Source organism: Paraburkholderia phymatum (genome assembly GCF_038900715.1).
GTDB classification, from domain to species: Bacteria; Pseudomonadota; Gammaproteobacteria; order Burkholderiales; family Burkholderiaceae; genus Paraburkholderia; species Paraburkholderia phymatum_A.
Map to the genome: position 1 here is coordinate 277,641 of NZ_JAYMRZ010000002.1, position 14,832 is coordinate 292,472.

General features: G+C 66.3%; 14 protein-coding genes. 9 read left to right on the forward strand and 5 right to left on the reverse strand.

All coding sequences use genetic code 11. The annotated features are described in order from the left end of the window. Nucleotides 1-83: 83 nt before the first annotated feature. A complete protein-coding gene (locus VSR68_RS04525) occupies nt 84-755 on the forward strand; it encodes a DUF6923 family protein (protein ID WP_342938645.1) in 672 nt (223 codons plus the stop codon). Between the two features lie 272 nt (nt 756-1,027). After that, nucleotides 1,028-1,405 (forward strand): hypothetical protein, encoded by a 378-nt coding sequence (locus VSR68_RS04530; protein ID WP_342938646.1) that lies wholly within the window; start codon nt 1,028-1,030, stop codon nt 1,403-1,405. A gap of 208 nt (nt 1,406-1,613) precedes the next feature. Here VSR68_RS04530 and VSR68_RS04535 read toward each other — a convergent pair whose 3' ends face one another. The 5 genes from VSR68_RS04535 to VSR68_RS04555 form a co-directional block, all read right to left on the reverse strand. After that, entirely contained in the window at nt 1,614-2,615 is a 1,002-nt protein-coding gene (locus VSR68_RS04535; RefSeq protein WP_342938647.1) for a LysR family transcriptional regulator, read from the reverse strand. A gap of 84 nt (nt 2,616-2,699) precedes the next feature. Next, nucleotides 2,700-3,545, reverse strand: coding sequence for a hypothetical protein (locus VSR68_RS04540; RefSeq protein WP_342938648.1), 846 nt, complete (start codon nt 3,543-3,545; stop codon nt 2,700-2,702). Then, the gene (locus VSR68_RS04545) at nt 3,542-4,456 is read right to left on the reverse strand and encodes a substrate-binding domain-containing protein (protein ID WP_342938649.1); all 915 of its coding nucleotides are present in this window, start codon (nt 4,454-4,456) and stop codon (nt 3,542-3,544) included. The genes VSR68_RS04540 and VSR68_RS04545 overlap by 4 nt, the downstream gene beginning before the upstream one ends. A gap of 102 nt (nt 4,457-4,558) precedes the next feature. Next, a complete protein-coding gene (locus VSR68_RS04550) occupies nt 4,559-4,996 on the reverse strand; it encodes a c-type cytochrome (protein ID WP_090870416.1) in 438 nt (145 codons plus the stop codon). A gap of 232 nt (nt 4,997-5,228) precedes the next feature. Then, nucleotides 5,229-7,046, reverse strand: coding sequence for a methanol/ethanol family PQQ-dependent dehydrogenase (locus tag VSR68_RS04555; RefSeq protein WP_342938650.1), 1,818 nt, complete (start codon nt 7,044-7,046; stop codon nt 5,229-5,231). A gap of 395 nt (nt 7,047-7,441) precedes the next feature. Between VSR68_RS04555 and VSR68_RS04560 the strand changes: the two genes are divergently transcribed. The 7 genes from VSR68_RS04560 (at nt 7,442) to VSR68_RS04590 (ending at nt 14,730) form a co-directional block, all read left to right on the forward strand. After that, nucleotides 7,442-7,828 carry a 4a-hydroxytetrahydrobiopterin dehydratase gene (locus VSR68_RS04560; protein WP_342938651.1) on the forward strand — a complete coding sequence of 129 codons (387 nt, stop codon included), beginning with the start codon at nt 7,442-7,444 and terminating at the stop codon, nt 7,826-7,828. 442 nt (nt 7,829-8,270) lie between these two features. Continuing rightward, nucleotides 8,271-9,344, forward strand: a complete 1,074-nt coding sequence (locus VSR68_RS04565; RefSeq protein ID WP_342938652.1) for a beta-ribofuranosylaminobenzene 5'-phosphate synthase family protein — start codon at nt 8,271-8,273, stop codon at nt 9,342-9,344. 146 nt (nt 9,345-9,490) lie between these two features. Then, nucleotides 9,491-10,417 (forward strand): NAD(P)-dependent methylenetetrahydromethanopterin dehydrogenase, encoded by a 927-nt coding sequence (locus VSR68_RS04570; RefSeq protein WP_342938653.1) that lies wholly within the window; start codon nt 9,491-9,493, stop codon nt 10,415-10,417. 28 nt (nt 10,418-10,445) lie between these two features. After that, nucleotides 10,446-11,708, forward strand: coding sequence for an ATP-grasp domain-containing protein (locus tag VSR68_RS04575; protein WP_342938978.1), 1,263 nt, complete (start codon nt 10,446-10,448; stop codon nt 11,706-11,708). Beyond that, nucleotides 11,692-12,804, forward strand: coding sequence for a methenyltetrahydromethanopterin cyclohydrolase (gene mch / locus VSR68_RS04580; RefSeq protein ID WP_342938654.1), 1,113 nt, complete (start codon nt 11,692-11,694; stop codon nt 12,802-12,804). The genes VSR68_RS04575 and mch overlap by 17 nt, the downstream gene beginning before the upstream one ends. Continuing rightward, nucleotides 12,801-13,853 (forward strand): RimK family alpha-L-glutamate ligase, encoded by a 1,053-nt coding sequence (locus VSR68_RS04585; protein ID WP_342938655.1) that lies wholly within the window; start codon nt 12,801-12,803, stop codon nt 13,851-13,853. The genes mch and VSR68_RS04585 overlap by 4 nt, the downstream gene beginning before the upstream one ends. Further along, a complete protein-coding gene (locus VSR68_RS04590; RefSeq protein WP_342938656.1) occupies nt 13,840-14,730 on the forward strand; it encodes a triphosphoribosyl-dephospho-CoA synthase in 891 nt (296 codons plus the stop codon). The genes VSR68_RS04585 and VSR68_RS04590 overlap by 14 nt, the downstream gene beginning before the upstream one ends. The last annotated feature ends 102 nt before the right edge of the window (nt 14,731-14,832 follow it).

The following is a 14,832-nucleotide window of genomic DNA, read 5'->3' on the forward strand; positions in this document are numbered from 1 at the left end:
CCATCGACTAGCATGAGAGGCTCGACGCTTCACCGACCACCTTCACCGCCCCCTTTCACTTCTTCACCGACCAGGATGGCAGCATGAATCGATCAGCCGCTGAAATCGTGCGTGAATATGGACCCTTTCCGGGCATCGACAGCGTGCATGGCGTCACGTATGACGGCCGGAACGTCTGGTTCGGCACCGGCGACACGCTACAGGCGCTGGACCCCGAAAGCGGACAGACGACGCGCTCGATCGGCGTCGACGCGGACGCGGGTACGGCGTTCGACGGCCAGCACCTGTTTCAGATCGCCGACGGCCGCATCCAGAAGGTCGATCCGCAGACGGGCAGCGTGCTCGCGACGATCCCCGCGCCCGCCGGCAGCAACTCGGGGCTCGCGTGGGCGGAGGGATCGCTGTGGGTTGGGCAGTATCGCGAGCGGAAGATCCATCAGGTCGATCCGCAGACAGGGGCGATTCTTCGCACCATCGAATCGAACCGCTTCGTGACGGGCGTGACGTGGGTCGACGGAGAACTGTGGCACGGCACGTGGGAAGGCGACGAGAGCGACTTGCGGCATGTCGATCCGCGTACGGGCGAAGTGCTCGAAATGGTCGAGATGCCGGAAGGGGTGATGGTGTCGGGACTCGAGTCCGATGGTGCAGACCGGTTTTTCTGCGGCGGCGGGGGCAGCGGGAAAGTGCGTGCCGTCCGGCGGCCGAAGAGGGAGAGCGAGGTTGGGGGGACGGTTGGCACGGCGGGCGTATGAACAGGGCTTTCGGCGTGCGTCAAAATAAATGAGGATGCCTGTTCTGTGCATCACGCTTTTATCAGGCCATGCAATCGTATGGAGCCGCCTGCATCTCCCGACAGCATATTGCAGCGATCCGCAAAGAGGCGGCTTGCTATCGCGAGCGAACCATCCAGCCCCCACCCCACAGCCTCGAAACAGCATTTACAGACGATTACACATTCGCACACCCACACCTCACGGCCGCTCATACAATCCGTTGCATCCGAAACGGCATCAGGGAGACAGCAATGGTTCGATCGAAGACGGCCGTGGCCGCGGCGGTGTTTTTCCTGGCCTGCGCGTCCGTGCCTGCATTTGCTCAGGGCGGGGGCAATGGTGGTGGTAACGGTGGGGGCAACGGCGGCGGAAGCGGAGGCAACGGCGGCGAAAACGGTGGAGGCCATGGCGCCGGCGTCGGAGCCGGCATGGGCCACGCGGGCGGCATGTCGGCGAGCCACATGAGCGCCAAGGGGCTCGCCAATACCAACGGCCACGTCGCGGCCGACCGCGACAAGGGACAAGACCGGGCCGCCGATCGCGCGAGCATTCACTCGCAAACCCACATCGGCCAACACGTGAATCGCGGCAAGCGTACGGCGACGGGCCGCACGGCGACACATACGTAGTGCACGCGAGTAGTGCACGCGACACAGAGGCAACACAGGGGCGACACAGAGGCAACACAGGGACCACACGGCGGCAACACAGGGACCACACGGCGGCCGCTCCCGTTCGGCCGCCGATAATGGATGCCGCTCCACAGCAAGCCTGATCAGCTGCGCTTGCTCCTCAAGCTTGCATCCGCGCGGTAGCGTCCGAGGGCCGACCCCACGCTCACCCCCGCTCCACCTTCTCCACCCGCTTCGCACTGCGCGCACGCTGCGCAGTCGCCGACGACAACGGCCGCATCAACTTCGCATACTCCTGTTCGAGAAACGGCTCCGCATGTTCGAGCAGAAAGCGTCGAAACATCACGCACGTCGGCGACAGTTGCTTCGAGCTCAGATGCACGATCTGCCACGTGCGCTCGACGGGCGTGCCGTTCACGTCGAGCAGCGCGATCTCGCCGGTGCGCAGTTCGAGCGCGAGCGTATGCAGCGAAATCAGGCTCACACCCATGCCCGCCATCACGGCCTGCTTGATCGTTTCGTTGCTGCCGAGCGTCACGCAGCGCGCCGGCGTGAACAGATGCTGCCGGAACGTATGTTCGGCAACGGCGCGCGTGCCCGAGCCCGGCTCGCGCAGCAAAAACGTATCGCCCGCCAGCTCCTGCAAATCGAAACGGCGCGCGTGACGCAACGGATGCCTAACAGGCGCGATGATCACATGCGGATGGTACGCAAGCGGCTCGGCTGTCGTGCCCAGCTCCGGCGGCGGGCGACCCATGATCGCGAGATCGGTTGCGTTGTCCTGCAACAGCCTCAGCAGCGTCTCGCGATTCCCGACTGAAAAATGCACGTCGACCTTCGGAAACTGCTTCGAATACAGCGCCAGCAGCTTCGGCGCGAAGTAAGTCGCCGAACTCACGATGCTCACCGCGATCGTGCCACTGTCGGCCTGCGCGAGCGAGGACATCGTGTCCTCGGCGTCCTTGATCTCGCCGAGAATGCGGCTCGCGTGATGTGACAGACGCTCGCCCGCTTCCGTCAGCGTCAGCCGCCGCGCGATGCGCTCGAACAGCGGCATGCCGATCGCCTCTTCCAGTTGCCGGATCTGCATCGACACGGCGGGCTGCGTCAGATGCAATTCTTCCGCCGCGCGCGCGAAGCTCGGCAGACGGCTTGCGATCACGAAGATCTGCAGTTGCCTGAGCGTCAGCGAGCGGATCAGATTCATGATGCGTTTTCCCAAACGCGTTTCGACGGGCAGCGAGCACGCCGCCCGTCATGTCACGCAGCGTCCATCCAGGTTCAGCGAAAATCAGCGGCTCGCACGCGGTGCATTGGCGGGTGTCTTCGGTGCCTTCGGTGTATTCGGTGTCGAAGGCGCGCCGTGCGCGGGCGGCGACAGCTTGCGCACCGACGTCTCGTAGCTCACCGATTCCGTCTTCACGGGATGCGTGAAATCGCCGTTGTCGCCGGGCACCTCGGTCAGCAGCAACGACACGCCGCCAGGCACGCCATCCGCGAGGATGAACGTATAGCGCTTGCTCGTGTACTGCGGAAAACGCTCCGCGTTCGGATCGTTCAGATACGGTTGAATCACGATCTTGCGCGCCTTCACCGGCTTGCCGTCCACCTGCGCCGTCGCATCCGTGACGGGCGGCCCCGCCGCGAGCGCGAGCCGCACGCGTTGCTGGAAGTAGCGACGCTGTCCGCCCGTCGACTGCTCCATCTCCGCGATGTCGCGTTCGAGAAAATACAGAATGATCGGGTTGCACGGCAGATCGCCGGGCAACGTCGCCTTGCCGTGCGCATCGGTAACAGTCGCGTCGCTCTTCGCGTTGTCGTCGCTCGCGACGAGCACGCGAACCCGGTCCGTCGACTTCTCGGGCGGCGCCGATACGACCAGCGAATAGTCGAGCTCCGTCTGCGACGCGACGCCGTGCAGATGCGGCGTGAGAAACAGCAGCTTTTCGGCGGGCGCGATGGGTGTCGTATCGGCGGCGAACGCGGCCTGCGGCACAGCCATCGACGCAACCGTCGACACGGCCACCGACACGCCGGGCGGCACCGCGACCGCCGTCATCGCCGCCGTCGCAACAGCGCCGCGCACGGCAAGCGCACGTGCAAGCGCGCGTGCGCATCGTGCCGGCTTGCGCATCATTTCGGCGAATCCGTCGCGACGGGTGCGCTCGCCAGCGGCAGCAGCGGCACGTCGTAGCTGGTCAGAATCTGGTCGATGTTGCCCTGATGCGTGGCGATCCACTGGTCGATCTTGTCGTGCCATGCTTTCTCGCCGTTGCGCACGCCCATCGAGATTTCATAGTCGAAGCGGATGCCCGGCTGCGGCGGGAACGGCACGAGCTTCACGCGATCGCTCGCCTGCTTCGCGAAGTAGCCCGCAATCGGCCCCCAGACGAACACCACGTCGACCTTGCCCTGCGCCAGATCGCGCTGGATCATCTCGCCGGGAAACGCGTTCGGGTCGCCGCTTTGCGCGCGATACGACACGGCCTGGTCGATCAGATTGTTCGACAGCAGCCAGTCGACGGCAGGCGTCTGCGTGAAGATGCCGAGCTTCAGCTTCTTCAGCTGATCGGGCGGCAGCTTCAGCAGATCGGTCGGCGTGTTGATGTTCGCGAACTCAGGGCGTTTCTGGAACACCATCGCGTAGGTCGAGTGCAGCCAGGGCCGCGTGGTCGCTGTCATGTCGTAGCCGTGCGGCACGCCGATCACGAGGTCGCACTTGAACTGCTCGGTGTTGGGCAGCTTCTCGCGCAGCGTATGCCGCACGAAGCCCATGCGCTGCGGGAAATACGTGTATTCGAGCTTGTAGCCGAAGTCTTTGGCCATCGCGGCCGCAATCTTGTTCTCATAGCCCTCGCCCTTCTCGTTCGAGAGCGGCATGTTGTTCGGATCGGCGCACACGCGCAACACCTTGTCGGCGCCGTCGTTGTTCGGCAGATCCGGCGCGGGCGCACCCTGCGCGCGAGCGGCTGGCCCACCAGCACAGGCCCAGCACAGCGTCAGCATGGCACAGGCAACATGGACGGCTAAACGTCTGCGATCGGACATAAAGGTCTCCCGGGTTAGCGTCATGCGATGCTCGGCATACGGTCACTCACGTCACTCACGTAAGCGCGTCACGAAGAATCACATGACGTGACGTCGTGAAGCTCATTTTGCATCGATCGCCTGCAGATCGCCCGGTTTGATCTTGCCGTCGGAGCGGCCCTTCAGGTACGCGTAGAGGTTTTCCCAGTTCTTCTGCATCATCGAACTCGAACTGAAGTCGGGCATGCCCTTGTCGACACGTCCGCCGAATACGGTACGGTGAAATTCGTTCTTGTCGAGCGTCTTGAACGCGTCGATCAGCGACGGGCCCACGAGGCCCTCCTGCTTCGCGCCATGACAGCGCTCACAGGCAAGCGCACGCCATGTCTTCCAGCCCAACAGGGTATTGTTGTCGACCTTGTCGCCATCGACGACCTTGTAGGCGACCTGCTGGACCTGAGGCGCGCCCGACGACTGCCCCCAGCTATTGGTCATAACGACAGGTAATGCGCCCAATCCCAGCAACGTACCTGCAAGCGACAGCACAACACGGCCTTTCATGCGTTCGTCTCCCTTACTCTGGTCCCACGCAACGTCGTTGCGTGTTTTCGATTGAACTGCTCTTGACCTGCTCTGCGACTGCAAGGTGACTGCCGTGCGGCGCGTCTGCGTTCGACGCGCCGCCGGCGCCGCCTCGAGTTTTCATCGAAGCCGAAGACCGCATGCGGGCGTCTTCGGCTACGTCACTGCTGCTGCGGAACTGCTTCAGGGTCAGTCCTGAACCAGGCCTGAATCAGCCCTTTTCGCCCGGAATGGCGAACACGAACAGCGTGCCGCCGAGGGCCGTGTACTTCGCCAGTTCGCGGTAGCCACCGACAGCGCCCAGGCCTTCCGTCGACTTCTGCAGGCCGGCTGCCATGCCGATGCCCGCCCAGCCGCCGATGCCCGAGTACACGCCGATGAACTGCTTGCCCTGATACTGATACGTGAACACGTTGCCGATGATTCCCGACGGCGTCTTGAACTTCCACAGCTCCTTGCCGTCCTTGATCCGAACTGCCTTGATGTAGCCTTCCAGCGTGCCGTAGAAGACGATGCCGCCCGCCGTCGCCAGCGCGCCCGACCACACCGAGAACCGTTCCGGCTTCGACCAGACGATCTTGCCCTTCGACGCATCCCACGCGATGAAATTGCCCATTGCGCCGTTTTCGTTAGGACCGGGATACATCGACAGCGTTGCGCCGACATAGGGTTGTCCCGACACGTAATCGACGTCGAACGGCTCATAGTCCATGCACACGTGATTCGTCGGCACGAGGAACAGACTCGACGACGGATCGAATGCCGCCGGCTGCTCGTCCTTCGAACCCAGCGCGGCCGGGCAGATGCCCTTCACGTTGTGGTCGGGGCCCGCTTTCTGCGTCGAATACGTTGCGTTGCGGATGGGAAGACCGCTCTTCAGGTCGACGCTATCCGCCCAGTTCACGGCCGGGTCGTACTTCTGCGCAACCAGCAGTTCGCCTGTCTCGCGATTGAGCGTGTAGCCGAAGCCGTTGCGGTCGAAGTGCACGATCGCGGGCGTCTTCTTGCCGTTCACTGCGATGTCGGCGAGGATCATCTCGTTGACGCCGTCATAGTCCCACTCGTCGTGCGGCGTCATCTGATAGACCCACTTCGCCTTGCCCGTATTCAGGTCGCGCGCGAAGATCGACATCGACCACTTGTTGTCGCCGGGACGCTGCGTCGGATTCCACGTGCCCGGATTGCCCGTGCCGTAGTAGACGAGATTCAGCTTCGGGTCCCACGCGTACCAGCCCCACGTGGTGCCGCCGCCGAGCTTCCACTGATCGCCCTTCCAGCTCTTGATCGACGAGTCCGCGCCTACCGGCTGCAGCTTGCCGTCGGCCCAGGTCATCGTCTGTTGCGGATCGAGCAGCATCTCGTTGTCGGGGCCCGTGCTGTAGGCGATCCATGCCTGCTTGCCCGTCTTGATGTCGTAGGCGATCAGACGCCCGCGCACGCCGAACTCGCCGCCGGAGATGCCCGTCAGCACCTTGTCGCCGAATACGTGCGGCGCGTTGGTGTTGGTTTCACCCGCCTTCGGATTGCCGTTCTGCGCTTTCCAGACGACGTCGCCCGTCTTCGCGTTCAGCGCGACGAGCGTCGTATCCGCCTGTTGCAGGAAAATCTTGCCGTCGCCGTATGCGAGCCCGCGGTTGACGGTATCGCAGCACATCACGGAGATCACGGCCGAGTCCTGCTTCGGCTCGTACTGCCACAGGAAGGTCTGATCCTTGAGGCTGATCGCGATGACCTTGTTGGGGAACGGTGAGTGGATATACATCGTGTCGCCGATCACGAGAGGCGAGCCTTCGTGACCGCGCAGCACACCCGTCGACATCGTCCAGGCGACCTGGAGTTTGCCGACATTGCTTTCGTTGATCTGCTTGAGCGGGCTGTACCGGTGATTCGCATAGTCACCTGCCTGCGACGCCCAATTCGAGGGGTTCTTGAGCAGCGAGTCCAGTTGCGGATCGGCATAGGCCAGGAACGAGTTCAGCGCCGTCGCAACGAACACCGCCAGTCCGAGAACCAGGGTGCGTACGTTCATGTCTCCTCCAGAATGATGTACTGGTTAAACCGTCCAGTTACCGATGACACGCTACCGGGTCGCTCCAGCCGCGCCTCTGGATGCAGGTAACGCCTTGTGCTGGGCCGGGTCCATTGCCCGACTCATGCGTATGACGGCGGATCGCATATTCCATGCCGGTCGTGGCCGCACGCCAATCGCACGCCGCCACGTGGCGCTGTGGCGTCAACGTGTTCCGCTTCGCAAGCGGCGGCGAGACATACTGTGTCAGATACGCAAACAATCCATTGCACGGCTGGGGCGCATGTCAGCGGATTGCAATCGGCTTTGCTTCGAAACGGAGGCCGGCATCGAATCGCCATCGGCACTAAGCTTCCATATGCAGATCCATCACATCACACGAGCGGAGGCCCGCCATGACGCAAAGCGAACAGGTGTATTCCGACGAGGAAATCCAGAAGAGGCTCGAAGGCCCGTTGCAGCACTGGTATCTGGAAGACGGCTGGCTGCGGCGCAAGTACCGCACGGAAAGCTGGAAAGGCACGCTGATGGTGGTCAACGCGGTCGGCCACCTCGCCGAGGCCGCGTGGCATCACCCGGATCTGACGGTGTCGTATGCGTTCGTCATCGTGAAGCTGAAGACGCACACGGCTAAGGGCATCACGGACAAGGACTTCACGCTCGCCCGCAAGATCGAGGAAGTGATCCAGTGGCAGCCGGGCAAGGAAGGCGGTCCGCTCGAAGGCACGCCGTCGGACGATCAGCGTTTCCGCTATATCAAGTACGACGCGCCGAAGAGTTGAAGCATCAAGGAGCCGACGCGGCGAAAACGGCGCGCGTGGCCCAGCCGCCGCGCGCGCATGAAGCGCGGCGCTGCCGTTTTGCAGCGAGCCGCGCGTGACGGGCCGTGACGCGATCGTGCAGCGACGCGCCGCGTTGCGGACATGTGTAACGCGGCTGTATCGCGGCTGTGTCAGGGCTGTATCGCATTCGACACGCGATGTCGCTGCGAGCACGTCGCTGGCCGCGCGCGATGCCGCTGCGATGGTGCCGCCACATCGTAGCCATATCGCCGCCACATCGCCGCCGTATCGCCGCGATGCCGCCGCGCAGGGCTGCCGGAAGGCGTCGAGGCCCGCGCCGATATTCGCCCCATCGCCCGTGGTACGGCTCTTGCCTGACGATGGGAACGTCCCGGCTCGTCTGGCCGCCCCACGCACACCCCATTCGACAAGGAAGCTTCGCATGCGGATGTCATCCGAACGCACGTCGGCCTTGCCAGCCCTCTCCGCGATCACCGTCGAAGCGCCAGGCCGCCTGCACATGGGCTTTCTCGATCCGGGCGCATCGCTCGGACGCGCGTTCGGCAGCGTCGGCGTCGTGATCGAAGGCTGCTGCACGCGCGTCACCGCGCGGCACGCCGACGACCGGCTGATCGAAGGCGAGCCCACACCCGCGCAGCGCGAGCGCATCGAGCGCTATCTGGCGCTGCTGCACGACGCATACGGCGGGCCGCCCGTTTCCATCGCAGTGGAACAGGCCGCGCGCGCCCATTGCGGCGTTGGCTCGGGCACGCAGCTCGCGCTCGCGGTCGCGACGGCGTATGCGCGTCTCGCGGGCATCGACGCGACGAGCGCGGAACTCGCGCTACGGCTCGGACGCGGCGCGCGCTCCGGCATCGGCGTGCTCGGCTTCGATCACGGCGGGCTGATCGTCGATGGCGGCCCGGGCCACGCGGCATCCCGCAGCGGCGCACATACGGGATCGTCGGCGTCCCGCGCCGCGATGCTGCCGCCGCTGCTTGCGCGCCAGCCCTTTCCCGACGACTGGCGCATCGTGCTGATCGACGACACCACTCGCGAAGGCCTGCACGGCGAAGACGAGCGGCGCGGCCTCGCCGCGTTGCCGCCCTTCCCGCAGGAACTCGCCGCGCACGTGTGCCACCAGTTGCTGATGCGCGTGCTGCCCGGCATGGCGCAAGACGATTTCGATTCGTTCGCGGCCGGCGTCAGCGCGATCCAGCAGTCGATCGGCGAGTACTTCGCGCCCGTGCAAGGCGGCGTGTATTCCAGTCGCGCCGTCGCGGCCGCGTTGCGGGCGATCGGCGCGAACCAGACGGCGGGCCTCGGGCAAAGTTCGTGGGGGCCGACGGGCTTCGCGTTCGTGCAAAGCGCGCAACGCGCCGACGAGGCGCTCGCCGCCGCGCGCGCGGCGACGCGCGCGTTTCCGGGCATCGTGTGCTCGGTCACGCGCGGCCGCAATTACGGCGCGCGCTTCTATGCCGTCCAGCAGCCGCATTTCGGCGTGGACGCACGATGACCCGCCCGATGAGCCGCCCGATGAGCGCCAATCAACGGGAATCAGCCCATTCAGCCCGAATCGCCGCCCCTGCCGCCGGATCGAATCTGCGTGTCCCGACGGATCGCGCACGCCCCGCTACCGACTCCCCCCAATGAGCCCACGCCATGTCCACAACCACTGAAAGGCCTTACATCCTGCACATGTTCACGCCGACGCCGCAGATGAGTCCGTTCGACGTCAACATGGCCGCCGATGCCGGTTATCAGATTCTCGTGCCGTACTGCGAGGTCGACGTGCGCAACGTCGTGCAGCTGACGCAGGACGCGATCTTCTCGCGCGGCCCGAAAGGCGTGTCGCGCACGGGCATCTTCATCGGCGGGCGCGACGTGATGCTCGCCGCCGACATGCTCGACCGCGCGCGCGAAGCGATGGTGCCGCCGTTCGAAGTCTCCGTGTTCGCCGATCCGAGCGGCGCATATACGACGTCGGCGGCGCTCGTCGCGCTCGTCGAATGTCATCTGAAAGCGCAGTACGGCGAAGAACTGAAGGACAAGCAGGTGCTGATACTCGGCGGCACGGGCGCCGTCGGACGGATCACGGCGGCCATCGCGGCGACGCTCGGTGCGCATGTCTCCATCGCGAGCCACTCCGATGCGGCGCGCGCCGAACGCGCGAGCCAGGACGTCGACGAACGCTTCGCCATCCGGACGACGGGCGTCGGCACGAGCACGCCCGATACGCTGCATGCCGCGCTCGCGCGCGCCGATATCGTCTTCGCAACGGCGACGGCGGGCGTGCAGGTCGTGAGCGCCGCCGATCTCGCGCACGCGCGGCGGCTCGTCGTCGCCGCCGACGTCAACGCGGTGCCGCCCGAAGGCATCGCGGGCGTGAACGTGATGGACGACGGCAAGCCGCTTGCGGGCGCCGCGCGGCCGGACGCGATCGGCATCGGCGCGCTTGCGATCGGCAACGTGAAGTACCAGGTCGAGCATCGCCTGTTCACGCGGATGCGCACGGCCGGCAAGCCCGCCTACCTGGGCTTCGTGGAAGCGTTCGACGAGGCGCGCGCCGTCGTCGCCGAGCGCAGCTAGTGCGCTGAGGAACGACGTGATGTCCGTGATGTCCGCGACCGCCGGCCACTTCGCCGAGCCGCGCGCGCAGCCCGACGGGAGCGCGCCGTTCGTCGCGGTGGCGGGGCTGTCGGCGCGCATGCTCGCGCAGTCGGCGGCGCATGCGGGTTATCAGGTGGCCGCGCTCGATCTGTTCGGCGACCGCGACACGCGGCTTTACTCGAAGCTGTGGATCGATATCGGCGGACAGGGCCTGTCGATCGATCGCGGCAAATTGCGGGCCGCGCTGCAGCGTGTTGCGCGCTTGCCGCGTCTGCTCGGTTTCGTGACGGGCAGCGGCCTCGAACCGCATATCGACGTCCTGCAACACGCAGCGCAGCTGCCCCGGCTGATCGGCAACGATGCCGATGCGACCGCCGCCGTGCGCGAGCCGCGGCGCTTCTTCGCGATGCTCGATGAACTCGGCATCGCGCATCCCGATGTGGCGCTCGAGCGGCCCGAGCGTCCCGAAGGGTGGCTGCGCAAGCAGGCCGATGGCTGCGGCGGCACGCATATCCGCGCGGCGGCAAACGCAGACGCAGACGCAAACGCCGATGCAGAAGCCGACTCTTCCCGCTACTTCCAGCGAATGAGCGCAGGGCTTTCGATGTCGGCGCTCTTTATCGCCGCGCGGCGTGAAGCGTCGATCGTCGGCTACGCGGAGCAGCTTTGTGTTGCGAGCGGCGCGTTGCCTTATGTGCATGCAGGTTCGCTCGGACCGATCGATCTGCCCGCGCGCGTGACGGAACAGATCGGCTTCGCCGTGCGCTCGATTGCATCGCGCGCGAATCTGCGCGGACTTCATAGCCTCGATTTCCTGCTCGACGGCGATGACGTCAGCGTGCTCGAAGTCAACGCGCGGCCATCGTCGACGATGGCGCTGTACGAACGCGCGTCGCGCGACGCGTGGCCGCGCGGTCTGCTCGCCGCGCACATCGACGCCTGTCTGGACGATCGCCTGCCCGCCGCTCGCACGAATACGCCGATGAATACGCCGATGAACGCGCCTTCGTGCCGCGTCGCGCAACAGGTCGTGTTCGCGCCCGAAGCGTTCACGGCCACGCGCCGCTTCAGCGACGCCTTGTACGTCGATCCCGTCTGCCACGACATCCCGAACGCGGGCACGCGGATCGAAGCGGGGCAGCCCGTCTGCACCGTGCTCGTCACGGGCGATTCGCGCGCCGCGCTGCAACGCGAGCTGCAACGGCATACGCAACGTCTCCTGCAACGCATTGAAATTTGCCTCGAGCCCTCCCATGAATCCGTCGACTGACATGGCTGAACCCGACCGTCATCCACCGCCCATCGCCCGCGATGCGCCCAGCGTCAACGCATCCGCCGCGCCGCTCGTCGCGCAGCTTCTGACCGACGCAGCGCGGCTGCGCATCGCGTCGTCGCGCCATGCGTTCGGGCCGACCATCGTCGATGCGGGTGTCTCGTCGCCCGGCTGCGCGGAAGCGGGCGTACTGATCGCGCGCATCTGCATGGGCGGCCTCGGCCGCATCGAGACGCGCGTGAGCACCGAACTCGAGCCGCTCTGGCCCGCGACGATCGAAGTGCACACGTCGTCGCCCGTGCTCGCGTGCCTCGGCAGCCAGTACGCGGGCTGGAGCCTGTCCGCGACCAAGGAGCAGAACAACGGCAAGAAGTTCTTCTCGCTCGGCTCCGGTCCGGCACGCGCGCTCGCGGGCAAGGAGACGCTCTTCGACGAACTCGGCTATCGCGATCGTCACGACGCGGGCGTGCTCGTGATGGAAGTCGGCCAGCCGCCGCCGCAAGCGGTGCTGGAAAAAATCGTCAACGATTGCGGCCTCGCGCCCGAGCGGCTGACCGTGATCGTCACGCCGACACATTCTGTCGCAGGGACAGTGCAGGTCGTCGCGCGCGTCGTCGAAGTCGCGCTGCACAAGACGCATGTGCTCGGCGTGCCGCTCGCGGAGATCGTCGAAGCGAGCGGCACCGCGCCGCTGCCGCTGCCCGCGCCCGACGGGCTCGCCGCGATGGGCCGCACAAACGACGCGATCCTGTACGGCGGACGCGTGCATCTGACGGTGACGCGCGATGCCGTCGCGCGGCGGCTCGCGGCCGAGTTGCCGTCGTCGAATTCGCGCGACTATGGCCGCCCCTTCGCCGACATCTTCGCGTCGTTCAACCACGACTTCTATCAGATCGACCCGTCGCTGTTCGCGCCCGCCGAAGTATGGGTGAGCAGTCTCGAAAGCGGCACCACGTATCGCGGCGGGCGGCTCGACGCAGCGTTGCTGCAAGCGCTGTGGCAAGGCGACGCGTTCGCTTCCGCCGACGATCCCTCCGATGAAAACGCCGCCGGGCCCGGCACGCCGGGCGTCACCACGCCGGGGGCGCCATGAGCGATCCGCGATCGGGCGAACTGCTGGCGGGCGGACTGCGCGTCGCGATCATGACGGACGAAACCGGCTGGCACACGGGACGCCTCAAGAAGGCGTTTCGCGCGCGCGGCGTGGAGGCGCGCTGCGTCGATCTGGCCACGTGCCGCATCGACACGACGTGGTCCCCGTATGGCCTCGCGATTCCCGGCTTCGCGCGCGAGCTGCCCGATGCCGTCTTCGTGCGCGGCATCGCGGGCGGCACGTTCGAGCAGGTGACGCTGCGTCTCGGCATCCTGCATGCGCTGCGCGAATGCGGCATCCCCGTCTATAACGACGCGCGCGCGATCGAGCGCAGCGTCGACAAGTCGATGACGAGCTTTCTGCTGCATCGCGCCGGCGTGCCGACGCCCGCCGCATGGGCGACGGAATCGGCGGCGTTCGCGCAGCGCGTGCTGATGCGCGAGACGGCCGCGCGCCATCAGGTCGTGCTCAAGCCGCTGTTCGGCTCGCAAGGCAAGGGGCTGCGGCGGCTCGGCGCGAGCGCGGCGCGCGACGGCACGCTCAAGCCGTTGCCGTCGCTGCGCGGCTATCAGCAGGTCGCTTATCTGCAGAGGTTTGTCGACACAGCGGGCGCGGGCAGCGTCGGTGGCGCAACCCGCGGCACGAGCGCAAGCCGCGCGGGCTTCGACTGGCGCGTGCTGGTGATCGGCGGCCGCGCGGTGGCCGCAATGCGGCGCGTCGGCGGCCGCGGCTGGATACACAACGTCGCGCGCGGCGCGCAATGCGAACCCAGCGCGCTCGATCCGACACTCGCGGCCCTCGCCGAACGCGCGACGGCGGCGCTCGGCCTCGACTACGCGGGCGTCGATCTGATCCCCGACCCGTCGATGCCCGATGACGCCGGCGTGCCGCTCGTGCTCGAAGTGAACGGCGTCGCCGCATGGCGCGGATTGCAGTCGGTGACGTCGATCGATATTGCGGCGGCGCTCGTCGACGATCTGCTGGACCGCAAGCTCGCGGGCAGCCGCGCGGCGGCGCCTGCTGCATTGCCGCTCCATGCAGGCCGCTGACGATCCGCTCTCGCGCGCGCCCGACGCCTTTCTGCGCGCGTGCCGTCTCGACGTCGAAACGGCGAAGCCGGGCAACGTCAGCATCGCCAGCGCGGGGCATGGGATGGAAGCCGTGCAGTTCATCGACAGCGCCGAGGCCGCCGCGCCCGCGCTGTTCGCGCGAGGTGCGAGCGTCGGCGCGCGCATTCTCGATGCGGTGACGCGCACGCAGCAGGTCGCCGGCTGCAATACGAACCTCGGCATCGTGCTGCTGATCGCGCCGCTTGCAGCCGCGCTGGAAATCGCCGGCATCCCGAAGCATCGCGCATTGCAGGCGTCGGAATGGCACCGCTGCGCCGAACGCGTGCTCGCCGCGCTCACGGTGGACGACGCGCGCGCCGCCTATCGCGCGATCGCGCTGGCGAATCCGGGCGGGCTCGGCGACGCACCCGATCAATCGGTGCACGCGCCGCCGACCGTCGATCTGCGCGCGGCGATGGCGCTCGCCGCCGATCGCGACAGCATCGCGCGTCAATACGCGAACGGCTTCGCGGATGTGTTCGGCGCGGGCCTCGACGCGATCGCGAAGTCGCATCGCGCGACGCCCGCCGCGCTCACGCTCGATGTGTTCCTCACGTTCCTCGGCACGTGGCCCGACTCGCACATAGTGCGCAAGCATGGCGCGGCAGTGGCGCAAAGTGTCACGCGCGAGGCACGCCGGCGTCACGCTCGATGGCGCGCGACGGACGACGCGCAGAGCGTCGCGCAACTCGATGCATGGGACGCCGAACTGAAGGCGCAAGGCCTTAACCCGGGCACGAGCGCCGACCTGACTGTCGCCACGCTCTTTATCGCCGCGCTGCTCGATCCGCTGCGCTTCGCAAGCGGGCGCGGCTAGCCCGGAACGAAGGGCGCAAAACGCAGGCAAAACGCACGAAAACGCCGATTGGCATGTTTCCTGTTAGACGAGAACGCGGTGCGTCCCCCTCATACAACTCGC